Source organism: Nonomuraea sp. NPDC026600 (genome assembly GCF_040638335.1).
Taxonomy (GTDB): Bacteria; Actinomycetota; Actinomycetes; order Streptosporangiales; family Streptosporangiaceae; genus Nonomuraea.
Map to the genome: position 1 here is coordinate 91674 of NZ_JBEZYD010000025.1, position 13445 is coordinate 105118.

Consider the following 13445-nt stretch of genomic DNA (forward strand, 5'->3'; position numbering starts at 1 on the left):
TTACCTGATCAATACTTCTTGATGTCCCAGGCGTGGCCGACGGCGTTGCGATTACCGGGGCATACAGCGACGGATTGCCCCTCGGTACCACCGGTGACCGGCCTCCACGGACCCTTCACCTTCTTGGTGGTCGAGCCGTTGGGACACGTGGCTATGGCCTGCACATACCCCGAGCCTCTGTCGCAGCTGGCCCACGTCTTGTAGGGCTGGTAGTAGATACCGCTGTGGCAGCCGGAGGGCACCGGTTCGGCCAGCGCGGTGCCCGGCGCGAGCGGGATGACGGTCGCGGCGGCCGCGGCCACCACGAGGGACATGATCGTTTTCTTCATGGCGGCGATCTTACTGGGATGAACCGCCCTTATATGGCTTTTCGGATGATCACGGACGGGGGGTGTGAGACCCCCCTGTGGTCAGTCGCCTCCTCATAGGGCAAGATGAGGGCGCAAACTGCACAACTGACGCGGGAGCTTGGGGCAACCAGGCTGAGAGGGCAACTACCGCTGTTGCCGACCGCTTGAACCTGTCCGGGTAATGCCGGCGTAGGGAGTGAGCGATGACACATGTCGTTGACGAAGTTCCGCTGACCCTCGAGGGAACTCCCCCCAAGACGCTCGGGCTGCTCGACCAGGGTGCCCTGTGGGCGAACCTGGCCGTGAGCCTGCTGGGGTTCAGCGGGGCGCTGTTCCTGCTCGACCCGCTCGGCGGGGCCCCGCTCACCCTGGCCGCCGCCCTGGCGGCCGCGCTGGTCGGCAGTCTGGTCGGCACGGCCATGGTGGGGCTGTCGGCCATTCCGGGCACGCAGACCGGGCGGCCGGCGATGGTGTTGCTGCGCGGGTTGTTCGGGGCGCGGCTGTCGTACATCCCGACCGTGCTCAACATCGTCCAGATGATCGGGTGGGGCGCCTTCGAGCTGTGGGTGATCTCCAAGGGCGCCATGGCCATCTTCGGCGACACCGTGCCGTACCAGGTGTGGGTGGTGGTGGCGGGGGTGCTGACCACGTCGCTGACCATCTGGCCGCTCGGGTCGATCCGGCTGCTGCGGCGTTACGTCACCATCGGGGTGATCATCTCGCTCGTCTGGTTCGCCGTGGAGTTCCTGTCGAAGGCTCCGCCGCAGGTCGGTGGGTCGTGGACGGCGTTCGCTCCCGCGGTCGACTACGTCATCGCGCTGTCGGTCTCGTGGGTGCCGATCGCGGCCGACTTCGCCCGGCACTCCAGGTCGAGCCGGGCGGCCTTCACCGGCGTGGTCGGTGGCTACACGCTGGCGCAGGTCGCCTGCCTGGGGCTGGGCGTGTACGCGGTGGCCATCGCCGGGTCCGCCGCGGTGACGGCCGACGGCACGGCCGTGTTCGGGCCGTTCGTCGCGGCGCCGCTGGGGGCGCTGTTCTTCGCGATCCTGGTGCTGCGGGAGGCCGACCAGTCGTTCGCGAACGTCTACTCCACGACCATGTCGCTGCAGAACCTCATGCCACGCGTCGACCGGCGGGTCTTCTCGATCGCCATCGGCGTGCTGACCACCGGCATCGCGCTCGTGGTCGACGTGAACTCCTACGGGGCGTTCCTGGGGGTGATCGGGGCGGTGTTCGTGCCGATGTTCGCGGTGCTGGCGGTCGACTACTTCCTGCTCGGTGGCTACTCGCGGTGGAACACCGAGGAGGACGCGCCCGCCCGCTGGTCCATGCTGGTGCCCTGGGCGCTCGGCTTCGTGGCGTACTGGCTGACCACCTCCACGCCCACGGTCGCGCCGTGGGACCACCTCTGGGCGGTGGTGCGTGAGGCCATCGGGTTCACCCGGCAGCCGTGGATGAACGGCGCGCTGGGCGCGGCCCTCGTGGCGACGCTGGTGACCCTGGCGATCGGCGCGACTGCCAGGCGCGCGGCGGCCAGGCGCGCGGCGGACACCCGCCGCTGAGTACGGGCGTCAGGCTCTGTGTATGGACGTCAGGCTTCGCGTACGGGCGTCAGGCGCGCGAGCGCTGCTCGACGTTGAGGAGGTGGCGTTTGGCCGCCTGGCCGCCCGCGTAGTCGCCGAGCTCGCCGTCGCCCGGCACGATCCGGTGGCAGGGCACGATCACGCAGACGGGGTTGGCGTTGAGCGCGTTGCCGACCGCGCGGAGCGCGCGGGGCCGGCCGATGCTCTCGCCGATCTCGCCCAGCGTCGCCGTGCTCCCGTACGGCACGGCCATCGTCTTCTGCAGCACCGTGCGCGCGAACGCCGTGGCGATGGACAGGTCGACCGGCGTGGCGAAGGCCCGCAGGCGGCCGGAGAAGTAGGCGTCGAGCTCCCTGCGCACCGGGTCGAGCCGCCCGGGGTCGGGTCCGACGAACGCGCCGACATGCCTGACGACCAGCTCGAAGACGGTGTCCTCGGCCTCGAAGCTGCACGCCACGACGCCCTTGCCGCTCACCGCCAGCACGAGCCGGCCGACCGCGCCGTCATAGGTGCCGAACGCCACATCGGGCGGCACCTCGCCGCGATAGGTGGAGGAGGTCACCCGCAGCAGGGCATCGAGATCGCCACTCGACATACCCGTCACCCTCTTCCCCCGCCTGGAAAGGCCGTGCCCGCAGCGTATCGGACGGATCGCCCGACGAACGCCGCACGCCACAGGCACTATGGAGGTGTGGGTGACGACAGAGCAGGCAGTGACGATGAGATCGCACGCGCGGTGCTCGCCAGCTCGCCCAACGCCGTGATCGCGCTCGACCGGGATCAGACCGTACTCGTCTGGAACCGCGCGGCGGAGCGCCTCTTCGGCTGGTCCGCCGAGGAGATGCTGGGCCGCAGGGCGCCGATCGTGCCGGGGGAGCTGACAGCGGAGCACAACGCGGTGCTCGAACGCGTGCGCACGGGCGGCCAGGTGTCGCTGCGTACCAAGCGGTTGCGCAGGGACGGCACCGTGCTGGATCTTCGGGTCGACACGAGCGCGTTGCTCACGGGCAGCGCCGTGGCGGGCTACGTCTTCGTACACCATCTGACCGAGGCCGACGAGGCCGCCAGGAACCGCATGGCGCGGCGGGCCAGGCTGGTGCGCCGGCTCACCGACGTGGTCGGTGACATCAACGCCGAGCTGGAGCTGCCCGCGGTCCTCGATCGCATCGCGGCCAGCCTGACCGAGCTGACCGGCGCCGACGCGGGCGGCTTCGTGCTCATCGAGGACGAACGGCTGCGGCTGGTGAGCACTCACCAGTTGCCCGACTCGCTCAAGGGCGTGACGGCAGAGCTGCGCACCAGCCTGGTCGGCAAGCTCTTACGCACCGGCAAGACGGTGATGCTGGAGTCGCAGGGCCTCGGCGACCTGGTCTGGGCCGAGCTCGACGGGCTGCACACGATCGCCCTCGGACTGGCCGCGGTCGGCGGGCGCCCCTATGGCGCGCTGTACGCGCTGTTCGCCAAGCGCAAGCCCGGCCACCTGGAGCTCGAACTCCTGGAGCTGCTCGCCGGGCACGCCGGCATCGCGGTCGGCAACGCGGTGGCCTACCAGGAGGCGGTACGCCAGCGGGCGCACGAGCGGGCGGTGTTCGACGCCAGCGCCGACGGCATCGCCGTGCTCGACCGCGCGGGGCGGGTCAGCCAGTGGAACCCGGCCGCGGCCGAGCTCACCGCGATGCCGGTCGAGGCCGTCATCGGTGGGCCGCTGCCGTTCCCGCTGCCCAGCCCGGGGGAGAAGCTCGCCCACCAGTTGGAGACCGGGCGCTGGCTGGACGTGGTCAGCGCCGAGATCGAGGAGACGGGAGAGGTGGTCATCGACTTCCGCGACGTGACCGCGGCCAAGGAGCTGGAGGAGGCCAAGGACCTGTTCCTGGCCACGACCAGCCACGAGCTGCGCACGCCCATCACGATCGTGCGCGGGTTCGCCAGCACGCTCGACTCGCGCTGGGACAAGCTGAGCGACGCCGAGCGCCGCGCCGCCGTCCACACGATCGCCGAGCGGGCCAGGTCGCTCGGGCAGCTCATGGACCATCTGCTGCTCGGCGCCAGAGCGGGCGCCGACGAGCCGCCGGTACGCATCGAGGCGTTCGATCTGGCCGAGCGGATCCACGCGGCCACGCTCGGGCTGCCCGTGCTGTCCGACAGGCACCGGGTCGAGGTGGCCATCTCCGACGCCCTGCCGCATGTCAGCGGCGACGCGCTCGCCACCGACATCATCCTCGGCCAGTTGCTGGAGAACGCCTTCAAGTATTCGCCGAAGGGCGGCCTGATCAGCGTCGGCGCCTGGCCCGAGGAGAACACGGTGGTCGTGGTCGTGGACGACGAGGGAGTCGGCATCGCCGCGCCGGACCGCGAACGGGTCTTCGAACGGTTCGTCCAGGTCGACAGTGGTGACCGGCGCAGGTTCGGCGGAGTCGGCCTCGGGCTGTACATCGTCCGCAGTCTCGCCAGGGCTCAGGGCGGCGATGTAAGCGCTCATCCGCGACCCGGCGGAGGCACCCGAATGCGCCTCGTGTTGGGCAACGCTTCTCTTATCCGATCCGACACACCGATGCGGTAACGACGTGGTCACAGTTGAGCTGATCTATCGTCCAATGTGTACAAGCTGTGATCGAGATGCGGTTTCTGGGATCGAGTAACGGGGCATTTCGGTCGTACCGGGGAAGTGTTCCCGTGGGGGGCACTGGGAGCGGGGAGGTGGGTGTGTCAAGCGTGGTGCTACTGCCGTACGCGCCGTCCAGCGTCGCCGTCGCCCGCCAGCGTCTATCCACTGACCTGCAGGATTGCGGTGTCTTCTCCACCGCGATCGACGATGCCGTCCTCGTGGTGAGCGAGCTGCTGAGCAACGCGCTACGGCATGCGCATCCGCTGCCGTCGGGCATGGTCAGGGTGGCCTGGCTGCGGAGTGACGAGCACATCGAGGTGGCGGTGAGCGATGGGGGCGCGGCAACCGAGCCCCGCGCCGGCCGGCCGACTCTGTCGTCGCTCGGGGGCAGGGGGCTCGGCATCGTCGAGTACGTCGCGGAGAGCTGGGGAGTCCGCCACGACGGTGACATCACGACGGTGTGGGCGATCCTGCTCGCCCCCGACGGAACGATGAACGGGCAGGTCCACGCACTCAAAGAGGCCGGCTAGCCGGGCGCTCAGAGCGGCCGGGCGGCCAGGATCGCGCGCTCGCCCGCGACCCACGCCGTGGAGATCAGCAGATAGAGTCCCGCCGCCAGCGGCAGCACCGCGGCGGCCAGCACCGAGCCGAACGGCATCAGCGGCATGAGCCTGCGCATCAGCGCGGGCTGTTCCGCCGGCAGTGTGGCGCTCACCTTCCGGGCCGAAAGCCATGCCACGACCGCGATCAGCACGATGACCACGGCGAAGACCGTAAATGGCACACTGACCAGACCGTAATTGGTGACAATTCCGGCGACATGCTGACCCAGCGGAGCGCCCAGCAGGTCGTGGCCGAGGAAGGCGGTCGGGTGCGTGGCGACCCGATACATCACCCACATGAACGGGAGCTGCCCCAATCCCGGCAGGATCGAGGCCAGAGGCGAGGTGCCTTCCTTCGCGTACAGCTTGGAGGTCTCCTTGACCAGCCGCTCGGGATTACGCGACCACCGCTTCTGCAACTCGCGCAGCTTGGGCGCCAGCCGCTGCTGGATCTGCGTGGCGCGGGCCTGGCGGATGCCGAGCGGCAGCAGCAGCAGGCGTACGGCCACGGTGAACAGCATGATGGCGACCGCGGCATTGTCGCCGGAGACGGTCAGCAGGAACGAGACGAGAGAGTCGAACATGAGCCCCTTCAATCAAGAAAGATGGATCAGGGCTCACTGAAGAGAGAGAGCCCCGCTCAACCGGAAGCGGGGCGCGATGACGGAGCTCGTGGCCGCGGCCGACCGGCGGCGGCGGGGTGGCGCAGGCGCTGGAAGGCCGTGCGCCGGGCATAGCTCAGCGGGAAGCCGGGCGCGTCGCCGCCGATGGCGGGCAGCAGCCGGGCGGCCCAGGTGGCGAGCAGCAGGATCGCCACCATGGTCACGCCGATGAGCCAAGGGTCGAGCAGGAAGAGCGTCACCGTGACGAGGACGACTTCCCGACGAGCGTGACGGCGATGAACACCAGAAGGGCGACGACTCCGATGATGAGCGCGACCTTGAGCAGCCCCATGATCATGGGCAGCACGAAGTTGAAAAGTACGAAGAGCCCCAGAAGGGCGCCCAGTACGAGCATGATGACTCGACTCATGGGCCCACCGTACGTCCTGCGGGCATGATCCGCGACGCTTACGAACCAATGACGTAAGTGTCGATTCGGGGTGCCCCGCCGTACGGTGAAAGAGTGAATGCGCGCATCCTGGTGGTCGACGACGACCCGACCGTGGCCGAAGTGGTGGCGCGTTACCTGGAGCGCGACGGACACGAGGTCGAGTGCGTGGGTGACGGCGCCGAGGCGCTGCGCCGGGCGCTCGCCAGGCCGCCCGATCTGATGGTGCTCGACCTGATGCTGCCCAAGATGGACGGGCTGCAGGTGTGCAAGAAGCTCAGGGAACGCTGGCCGGTCCCGGTGATCATGCTGACCGCGCTCGGCGAGGAGATCGACCGCGTGGTCGGCCTCGAAACCGGCGCCGACGACTACGTGACCAAGCCCTTCAGCCCGCGAGAGCTGGCGCTGCGCGTCCAGTCGGTGCTGCGCCGCGCCCGCGGCGCCTCGGTCACGGGCGGCACGGGCGTGCTGCGTGACGGCGACCTGGTGGTCGACGTCGGGGCCCACGAGGTGGGGCTGGGCGGCGCCGAGGTGATGCTCACCGCCCGCGAGTTCGACCTGCTGGCCTACCTGATGCGCAACCCGCGGCAGGCGTTCAGCCGGTCGGCGCTGCTCGACCAGGTGTGGGGATGGTCGTTCGGCGACTCGTCCACGGTGACCGTGCACGTCAGGCGGCTGCGGGAGAAGATCGAGCCGGACCCGACCGCGCCGCGGCGGATCGTCACGGTCTGGGGTGTGGGCTACCGGTACGAACCGCTCGAAGGCCAGCCATGAGACCCCACCCCGCGATCGTGATCGACCTGGGCATGATCGTGGCGGTCACCGCGGGGCTGGGGCTGCTGGTGGCCATCCTGGGCGTGTCCGTGATGTGGTGGCTGCGCACCCGCTCGATCGGGGTCATGCTGGCCGTCGTCATGGTGGTCGCGATCGCGGCGACGCTGGCCGGCCTGGTGGCGATCACGCTCAAGATGATCATCGAGGGCCCGGTCAAGGACACCGTGCTCAGCGTGGTGGCCGTCGGCGGGCTGGTCGGGCTGGGAGTGGCGTTCGTGCTGGCCAGGCGGGTCGTGGGCGAGAGCAGGCGGCTGGTGGCGGCCGTACGCGACCTGCCGTTCATCGCGCCCAAGGGGCTGCCGTCGGAGCTGCAGACGATCGCGAACACGCTGGAGGAGGCGTACGAGCGGGAACGCGCCCTGGAGGGGGCGCGGCGCGAGCTCGTCGCCTGGGTGAGCCACGACCTGCGTACCCCGCTCGCCGGGATGCGGGCGATGGCCGAGGCGCTCGAAGACGGGGTGGTGTCCGACCCCGTGACCGTGGCGCGCTATCACCACCAGATCAAGCTGCAGGTGGAGCGGCTGTCGGCGATGGTCGACGACCTGTTCGAGCTGTCCCGGATCCACGCCGGGGCGCTGCGGCTCTCCCCTGTCCGGATCGGGCTCGCCGACCTGGTCGCCGACACGCTCGCGGGGGCCGAGCCGCTGGCCCGCGCCAAGGGGGTGCGGCTGACCGCCGAGGCCGCCGAGGCGGTGCCCGTGCGGGCGGACGCGAACGCCCTGAGCCGGGCGCTGGGAAACCTGGTCGTCAACGCGATCAGGCACACGCCGTCGGACCGCACGGTGGTGTTGCGGGCGGCCGTCGACTCGGGCATGGCGTGCCTGTCGGTCAGCGACTGCTGCGGGGGCATCCCCGACGAGGACCTGCACCGGGTGTTCGAGGTGGCCTTCAGGGGCGAAGCGGCCCGGACCCCGACCAAAGACGGCGGGGCCGGGCTCGGCCTGGCGATCGCTCAGGGCATCGTGGAGGCGCACGACGGGGTGATCGGCGTGGTCAACGACGGGCCGGGCTGCCGCTTCGAGATCCGGCTGCCGCTGGTCCCGGGATAGCGCGTCCGTCAGGTCGGGACTTCAACCGGACTCCGGAAGGGTGCTGTCGTGGCCGCCGCCGAACGACTCCGACATCGCGCGGAACGTCGGGCACGGCCAGCGCCACATGCAACTCCGGCACCGAAGGATGGGATTGGCGGAGTCGCTGGTGATGCCTCCCGCGTCGCGCGGCTGGTGGAGGTCGAACAGCCGCAGCCCGAGCTCGGAGAATCTGAGCAGGTCGTCGCGGGCGTCGGCGAGGAAGTCGAGGTCCTCGCCGGCGAGTTTCGTGTGTACGGGGACGAAGCCTTCGTGATTGACCAGGCTACGCAGGCGTCCCACTCTGTCATGCCACGAGGTGGCCTTCTCGGTGCGAATGAGGATGGCTTCCAGTCGTTCGCGGAGTCGCTGTCGGTGCGGATCTTCGGATCTGTCTGTTCTCATGAATGCTCGGGCCCGTGGTCGCCCGGCCCCTCCTTCAGTGAAGTAGTGACCAGAAGCGAGGTGCCGGGCCGCCCCCCTCTCCGGCCATGCCGGTGTCACACAGTCAAGCTTCGCGTACTCTCAGTTTTCATGGAGCCCAAACGCAGGACAAAAACCTGTGCTTGCCCTATCGGCGTGACAACGTGACCGGAAGGCTCCGCGCCGCTAGCCTGCCCATGTGGAGCTCAAGGTCTCGACTCGATCACATGCCGGCCATGCGCTAGTCGCCATCACCGGTGAAATCGACCTCTATACGGCACCCCACCTGCAGGCGGAGTTCGCTCGGCTGTTGCAGGACGGGCCCAGCCGCGTGGTCATCGACATGTCCGGCGTGGATTTTTGCGACTCCACGGGGATGAACGTGCTGCTGTCCGCGCTCAAACGCGTCAAGGAGCAGGGCGGGGCGCTCGACGTCGCCGCCCCTCGGCCGGCCGTGCGTAAGATTCTGCAGGTCACCGGCCTCGATTCGGTCTTCACCGTGCACGACGAGGTGCCGCAGGAGTTCCTCATCTCCGAGGGGTCATGACGGACACCGCGGTCATCATCCCGGCCAAGGACGAGGCCGACCGCATCGGTGCCACGGTCGGTGCGGCGCTCGCCCTGCCGGGCGTCGACCTGGTCGTGGTCGTCGACGACGGTTCGACCGACCAGACCGGCCGGGTGGCGCGGGGCGCGGGGGCCAGGGTGGTACGCCACAGCCGCAACCGCGGCAAGGCGGCGGCCATGGAGTCCGGCGCCGAAGCCGTGCGCCTGCTCGACGGTGAGACGCCGCACTACTTACTCTTCCTGGACGCCGATCTGGGCGAGACCGCGCGGGCCGCGGCTCCGCTCATCGAGCCGGTGCGGTCCGGCGCGGCCGACATGACCATCGCGGTCTTCGCCACGCGCGTCAGGCTGGGCGGCCACGGCCTGGTCGTCCGCCTGTCCAGGGACGGCATCCGCAGGGCCACCGGCTTCGAGGCCGCTCAGCCGCTCAACGGCCAGCGTTGCGTCACCAGAGATGCCTTCGAGGCCGCCCGGCCGCTGGCGCACGGGTTCGGCGTGGAGACGGCGCTGACGATCGACCTGTTGCGCAAGGGCTACCGGGTGGAGGAGGTCGAGGTGGAGATGACCCATCGGGCCACCGGCACGGACTGGCGGGCCCAGGTGCATCGGGCCGGGCAACTGTGGGATGTGGCACGCGCGCTCGCCACTCGGGAGCCGCTAATCGCCCAAAACATCAACAAACTCCGCCCCAAGCGCTAGCCCCCTGCGTTGCTGAATCCGGCAAACTTCGTCAACTCCCCGATCCGCTGGAAAAAGGGCCGTTTTACCGCGTCGTGTTTACCGGGACACGGGCGGGCCGCCGCCGGCGGGAACTGTCGGTGTCGGCCTGTTGAATACAGGCTCATGGACACCGAAGCGCAGGGGCGCGGGCCGTTCTGGGACATGCTGGCCGGACGGGTCCCGCCGCCCGCCGCGGCCGAAACCCTGGGCTGGGAGCTGATCGAGGTGGATCCCGACCAGGGCGCCATCGAGGTGGCGTTCAAGGCGAGCGAGCGGTTCGTCAATCCCATCGGCGTGATCCAGGGCGGCTTCCTCGCCGCGATGCTCGACGACACGCTGGGTCCCGCGCTGGTCGCGACGCTGCCGGAGGACCAGTTCGCGGTCACCCTCGACCTGCACGTCCAATACCTCCGCCCGGCGCGGCCGGGGCGGCTCATCGGCCGGGGGCGGGTGGTGCGGCGCGGCAGGGAGGTGTGCTTCCTGGCCGGCGAGCTCATCGCGCCCGACGGCAAGACCGTGGCCGTGGCCACCGCGACCGCGCACCTCCAGACCCGCCGGGGCTGAGAGAATGCGGTCGTCGTCGCCGCCGTGCGCGAGGCGGGCCTGGAGGTGTCGAGCCTGGTCAAGGTGACGACGTTCCTGTCCGACCGCCGATACGCGGACGTCAACGGCGCGATACGCCGGGAGGTGCTCGGTGAGCACGCCCCGGCACTGACGGTGATCATCGCCGAGATCTTCGACAGCGCCTGGCTTCTGGAGATTGAGGCCGTCGCCGCCGGGTGAGATTGCACACCCGAAATAGGCCACTAAAGTAGCCCTCGGACGAGTGTGGCCAGGGGCCACGGTCAACCTCTGGAATGGAGTGTCATGAGCGATGACAGCCCTGCCGGCCAGCCTGCCTGGGAACGCATTGACACGACCATCCCCCATTCGGCCCGCGTGTGGAACTACCTGCTGGGCGGCAAGGACAACTTCGCGCCAGACCGTGAGGCCGGCGAGCTGCTCCTCCGGACATTTCCTGACTTCGCCGAGGTTGCCCGGCTGCAACGTGAATTCCTCATCCGTGCGGTGACGTACCTGGTGGAGGAGACCGGTGTCCGGCAGTTCCTGGACATCGGCACCGGCTTGCCGACGGCCAACAACATCCACGAGGTCGCCCAGCGCATCGCGCCCGAGACCCGGGTCGTCTATGTCGACAACGACCCCATCGTGCTGGTCCACGCCCGTGCCCTGCTGACCAGCACCCATCCGGGCGTCACCGCGTACATCGACGCCGACGTGCGCGACCCCGACGTGATCCTCGAAGGCGCGGCCAAGACCCTCGACTTCAGCGAGCCGATCGCCCTGGTGATGCTGAGCATCGCCGGGCAACTGCCCGACGAGGACGACCCGTGGGCGATCGTCGACCGGCTGATGGCCGCGTTACCGTCGGGCAGCTACCTGGTGCTCAGCGACGGCACCAACACCAACCCGGCCTTGCTGGAGGCCGTCACCGCCTACAACAAGGCCGCCGCCAACTCCTACCACCTGCGCAGCCCTGCCCAGATCGGCGCCTTCTTCGAGGGGCTCGATCTCGTCGAACCCGGCGTCGTCCCCACCCCCGAGTGGCGGCGGCCGAGCGATGCGTGGGATGAGCCGTCCAGGGTGGTGAGCGCGGTGTGTGGCATCGCGCGTAAGTCGTAGCGGCTTCTGGACGTCCATCGCGCCGTCTGCTCCTCGGTCGCGGCGGCCGGGCGATGCGTGGTGTGTGGCATCCCGCGTAAGCCGTACCGGTTTCCGGACATCCATTGCGCTCTCTGATCCGAAGCACCTATGGTCGGCGCCGCGTCGACCACCGTTGGAGGGTGCATGGAAGCGGGACGCGAACCGGGCCGCATCGCAGCGGGACGCGAGCCGAACCGCATCGAGCCGAACCGCTTCGAGGCGGGACCCGAGTCGGGTCGCCTCGCAGCGGGAGGTGAGCCGGGTCGCTTCGAGGCGGGACCGCAGCCGGGCCGCGGAGGTGGGCAGCCGCCGAGCGTCGAGGAGTTGCTGGAGGCCACCGCGCGGGGTGACCGGGCGGCGTTCGAGCGGCTGTACGAGGCCGTGGCGCCACGGGTGTTCGGGTTGGTGCTGCGGGTGCTTCGGGACCGGGCCCAGAGCGAGGAGGTCGCTCAGGAGGTGCTCGTGGAGGTGTGGCGCAACGCGGCCCGCTTCCAGTCGGGGCGGGGCTCGGGGCTGGCGTGGGTGCTGACGATCGCGCACCGCCGCGCCATCGACCGGGTCCGCTCGTCTCAGGCGAGCATGGACCGCGAGGAGCGGGCGGCCCGGATGGAGGTGTACCGGCCCTTCGACGAGGTGGTCGAGTCCGTCGAGGGCCGGCTGGAACGCGAGCGTCTGCGCCGCTGCCTGAAGGGCCTGACCGCGCTGCAGCGAGAGTCGGTCACCATCGCCTATTACGGCGGATACTCCTATCGTGAGGTTGCTGAGCTGGTCAAAGTCCCGCTCGCGACGGTGAAGACCAGGATGCGCGACGGGCTGATCCGGCTGCGCGACTGCCTGGGGGTGGACCGATGAGGGGTACGGCCGGCGGGTCCGATCCGCACACGCTGGTGGGCGCGTACGCGCTGGACGCCATTGACGACGAGCTCGAACGGCACCGCTTCGAGGAGCATCTGGCCGGGTGCCCTGATTGCGCCCTGGAGGTCGCCGGGTTCGCCGAGACGGCGGCCCGGCTGGGTTCCGCCGTGGCCATCGAGCCGCCGCCCGGCCTCAAGGAGCGGGTCTTCGCCCAGATCGACCAGGTCCGGCAGGCCCCACCGACCGTCGCCGAACCCACCCACGGGGACCAATCCCAGTGGCAGCCTCAGCGGCGGCCAGAGGGATGGGCAGAGGAACGGCCGGTGGGTCGGTCGGGCGAGTGGTCGGAGGAGCGGGTCCAGGGGGGACCGGCGGGTCGGTCGGACGAGTGGTCAGGCGGGCGGCTGCCGGGTCGGTCGGACGAGTGGTCAGCGGGACGACCAGCGGGACGGCCCGAGGGACGGCCGTCGGGGCGGTCAGAGGAGTGGGCCGAGCGGCGGACACAGCGGGGGCAACGGCGGCGGCCAGAGGGACGGGCGCGGCGGTCACGGTGGCGGCCGCTGGTGGCGGCCGTGGGCGTTGCCGCCTGTCTGGCGGCGGTCGCCGTGCTCGGTGCGGTCGCCTTGCAGGCCCGCGGCGAGCTGGAACAGGCACGGCGTACGGACCGTGAGGTCGCCGCCGTGCTGACGGCGCCGGACTCCCGCACCGCCACGGCCTCGGCCCGGCAGGGCGGTCGTGGCACGGTGGTCGTGTCACGCTCGCAGGGCAAGATGGTCTTCCTGGCAGCGGGGCTGTCCGATCTGCCGGAAGGCAGCGTGTACCAGCTCTGGCAACTGGCCCCTGGACAGATCAGCTCGGCCGGACTGCTCACCGCCGACGCCGCAGGCCACATGCTGCCGGTGATCACCGAACCGGGACCCGGGGTGGCCAAGATCGGCGTGACCGTCGAACCGACCGGCGGCTCCGCACAGCCGACCACCAAGCCACTGTTCCTGGTGAACCTGCCCACCACCTGACCGAGAACGGCTCCTGATCGGGAACGGCTCCTGACCCAGGTCCGCACCCGATCCGGAGGCGTCACCCAT

At 69.9% G+C, this 13445-nt stretch carries 18 protein-coding genes and 1 riboswitch; of the genes, 12 read left to right on the plus strand and 6 right to left on the minus strand.

All coding sequences use genetic code 11. The annotated features are described in order from the left end of the window. Positions 1-8: 8 nt before the first annotated feature. Positions 9-329: a hypothetical protein gene (locus AB0F17_RS42040; protein ID WP_358035107.1), complete on the minus strand. Its 321-nt coding sequence runs from the start codon at positions 327-329 to the stop codon at positions 9-11. A 121-nt stretch (positions 330-450) separates the two neighbouring features. Beyond that, positions 451-563: riboswitch (TPP riboswitch) on the plus strand. On the opposite strand from AB0F17_RS42040, the gene AB0F17_RS42045 reads away from it, so the two are divergent. Continuing rightward, positions 554-1912, plus strand: a complete 1359-nt coding sequence (locus AB0F17_RS42045) for a cytosine permease (protein WP_358035110.1) — start codon at positions 554-556, stop codon at positions 1910-1912. (Overlaps the previous riboswitch by 10 nt.) Positions 1913-1961: 49 nt before the next feature. Here the strand turns inward: AB0F17_RS42045 and AB0F17_RS42050 are convergent, their stop codons facing one another. Further along, complete coding sequence (locus AB0F17_RS42050) at positions 1962-2528, minus strand: methylated-DNA--[protein]-cysteine S-methyltransferase (RefSeq protein ID WP_358035113.1); 567 nt, start codon at positions 2526-2528, stop codon at positions 1962-1964. 96 nt (positions 2529-2624) lie between these two features. Between AB0F17_RS42050 and AB0F17_RS42055 the strand changes: the two genes are divergently transcribed. Further along, positions 2625-4493, plus strand: coding sequence for a PAS domain S-box protein (locus AB0F17_RS42055; RefSeq protein ID WP_358035115.1), 1869 nt, complete (start codon positions 2625-2627; stop codon positions 4491-4493). A gap of 143 nt (positions 4494-4636) precedes the next feature. Further along, entirely contained in the window at positions 4637-5068 is a 432-nt protein-coding gene (locus AB0F17_RS42060) for an ATP-binding protein (RefSeq protein ID WP_358035118.1), read from the plus strand. A gap of 8 nt (positions 5069-5076) precedes the next feature. On the opposite strand, the gene yidC is transcribed toward AB0F17_RS42060, so the two are convergent. The 3 genes from yidC to AB0F17_RS42075 are packed head-to-tail and all read right to left on the minus strand — an operon-like array spanning position 5077 to position 6172. Then, positions 5077-5724, minus strand: a complete 648-nt coding sequence (yidC, locus tag AB0F17_RS42065; RefSeq protein WP_358035121.1) for a membrane protein insertase YidC — start codon at positions 5722-5724, stop codon at positions 5077-5079. A gap of 56 nt (positions 5725-5780) precedes the next feature. Then, a complete protein-coding gene (locus AB0F17_RS42070; protein ID WP_214635392.1) occupies positions 5781-6002 on the minus strand; it encodes a DUF6412 domain-containing protein in 222 nt (73 codons plus the stop codon). Continuing rightward, a complete protein-coding gene (locus AB0F17_RS42075) occupies positions 5999-6172 on the minus strand; it encodes a hypothetical protein (RefSeq protein WP_358035123.1) in 174 nt (57 codons plus the stop codon). The genes AB0F17_RS42070 and AB0F17_RS42075 overlap by 4 nt, the downstream gene beginning before the upstream one ends. A gap of 93 nt (positions 6173-6265) precedes the next feature. On the opposite strand from AB0F17_RS42075, the gene AB0F17_RS42080 reads away from it, so the two are divergent. Then, positions 6266-6964, plus strand: a complete 699-nt coding sequence (locus AB0F17_RS42080) for a response regulator transcription factor (protein WP_358035125.1) — start codon at positions 6266-6268, stop codon at positions 6962-6964. Next, complete coding sequence (locus tag AB0F17_RS42085; RefSeq protein ID WP_358035128.1) at positions 6961-8073, plus strand: HAMP domain-containing sensor histidine kinase; 1113 nt, start codon at positions 6961-6963, stop codon at positions 8071-8073. The genes AB0F17_RS42080 and AB0F17_RS42085 overlap by 4 nt, the downstream gene beginning before the upstream one ends. A gap of 21 nt (positions 8074-8094) precedes the next feature. Here the strand turns inward: AB0F17_RS42085 and AB0F17_RS42090 are convergent, their stop codons facing one another. Beyond that, a complete protein-coding gene (locus tag AB0F17_RS42090) occupies positions 8095-8394 on the minus strand; it encodes a hypothetical protein (protein WP_246653767.1) in 300 nt (99 codons plus the stop codon). Between the two features lie 319 nt (positions 8395-8713). On the opposite strand from AB0F17_RS42090, the gene AB0F17_RS42095 reads away from it, so the two are divergent. The 7 genes from AB0F17_RS42095 (at position 8714) to AB0F17_RS42125 (ending at position 13376) form a co-directional block, all read left to right on the plus strand. Further along, entirely contained in the window at positions 8714-9061 is a 348-nt protein-coding gene (locus AB0F17_RS42095) for an STAS domain-containing protein (protein ID WP_214635395.1), read from the plus strand. Beyond that, a complete protein-coding gene (locus tag AB0F17_RS42100; RefSeq protein WP_358035131.1) occupies positions 9058-9780 on the plus strand; it encodes a glycosyltransferase in 723 nt (240 codons plus the stop codon). Before AB0F17_RS42095 ends, AB0F17_RS42100 begins: the two co-directional genes overlap by 4 nt. 144 nt (positions 9781-9924) lie before the next feature. Then, positions 9925-10365 (plus strand): PaaI family thioesterase, encoded by a 441-nt coding sequence (locus tag AB0F17_RS42105; RefSeq protein ID WP_358035134.1) that lies wholly within the window; start codon positions 9925-9927, stop codon positions 10363-10365. Positions 10366-10389: 24 nt separating this feature from the next. Next, on the plus strand, positions 10390-10584 hold the full coding sequence (locus AB0F17_RS42110) for a RidA family protein (protein ID WP_358035137.1): 195 nt from the start codon (positions 10390-10392) through the stop codon (positions 10582-10584). Positions 10585-10668: 84 nt separating this feature from the next. Beyond that, positions 10669-11484 carry an SAM-dependent methyltransferase gene (locus AB0F17_RS42115; protein WP_358035139.1) on the plus strand — a complete coding sequence of 272 codons (816 nt, stop codon included), beginning with the start codon at positions 10669-10671 and terminating at the stop codon, positions 11482-11484. A 165-nt stretch (positions 11485-11649) separates the two neighbouring features. After that, positions 11650-12357, plus strand: coding sequence for an ECF RNA polymerase sigma factor SigK (gene sigK / locus AB0F17_RS42120; RefSeq protein WP_358035142.1), 708 nt, complete (start codon positions 11650-11652; stop codon positions 12355-12357). Further along, positions 12354-13376, plus strand: coding sequence for an anti-sigma factor (locus AB0F17_RS42125; RefSeq protein WP_358035144.1), 1023 nt, complete (start codon positions 12354-12356; stop codon positions 13374-13376). The genes sigK and AB0F17_RS42125 overlap by 4 nt, the downstream gene beginning before the upstream one ends. Positions 13377-13445: the final 69 nt, after the last annotated feature.

Bases quoted from the DNA above. Each gene is read 5' to 3' on its own strand.
- AB0F17_RS42040 (WP_358035107.1), bottom strand. From the start codon at position 329: ATGAAGAAAACGATCATGTCCCTCGTGGTGGCCGCGGCCGCCGCGACC.
- AB0F17_RS42045 (WP_358035110.1), top strand. From the start codon at position 554: ATGACACATGTCGTTGACGAAGTTCCGCTGACCCTCGAGGGAACTCCC.
- AB0F17_RS42050 (WP_358035113.1), bottom strand. From the start codon at position 2,528: ATGTCGAGTGGCGATCTCGATGCCCTGCTGCGGGTGACCTCCTCCACC.
- yidC (WP_358035121.1), bottom strand. From the start codon at position 5,724: ATGTTCGACTCTCTCGTCTCGTTCCTGCTGACCGTCTCCGGCGACAAT.
- AB0F17_RS42075 (WP_358035123.1), bottom strand. From the start codon at position 6,172: ATGAGTCGAGTCATCATGCTCGTACTGGGCGCCCTTCTGGGGCTCTTC.
- AB0F17_RS42085 (WP_358035128.1), top strand. From the start codon at position 6,961: ATGAGACCCCACCCCGCGATCGTGATCGACCTGGGCATGATCGTGGCG.
- AB0F17_RS42100 (WP_358035131.1), top strand. From the start codon at position 9,058: ATGACGGACACCGCGGTCATCATCCCGGCCAAGGACGAGGCCGACCGC.
- AB0F17_RS42105 (WP_358035134.1), top strand. From the start codon at position 9,925: ATGGACACCGAAGCGCAGGGGCGCGGGCCGTTCTGGGACATGCTGGCC.
- AB0F17_RS42115 (WP_358035139.1), top strand. From the start codon at position 10,669: ATGAGCGATGACAGCCCTGCCGGCCAGCCTGCCTGGGAACGCATTGAC.
- sigK (WP_358035142.1), top strand. From the start codon at position 11,650: ATGGAAGCGGGACGCGAACCGGGCCGCATCGCAGCGGGACGCGAGCCG.
- AB0F17_RS42125 (WP_358035144.1), top strand. From the start codon at position 12,354: ATGAGGGGTACGGCCGGCGGGTCCGATCCGCACACGCTGGTGGGCGCG.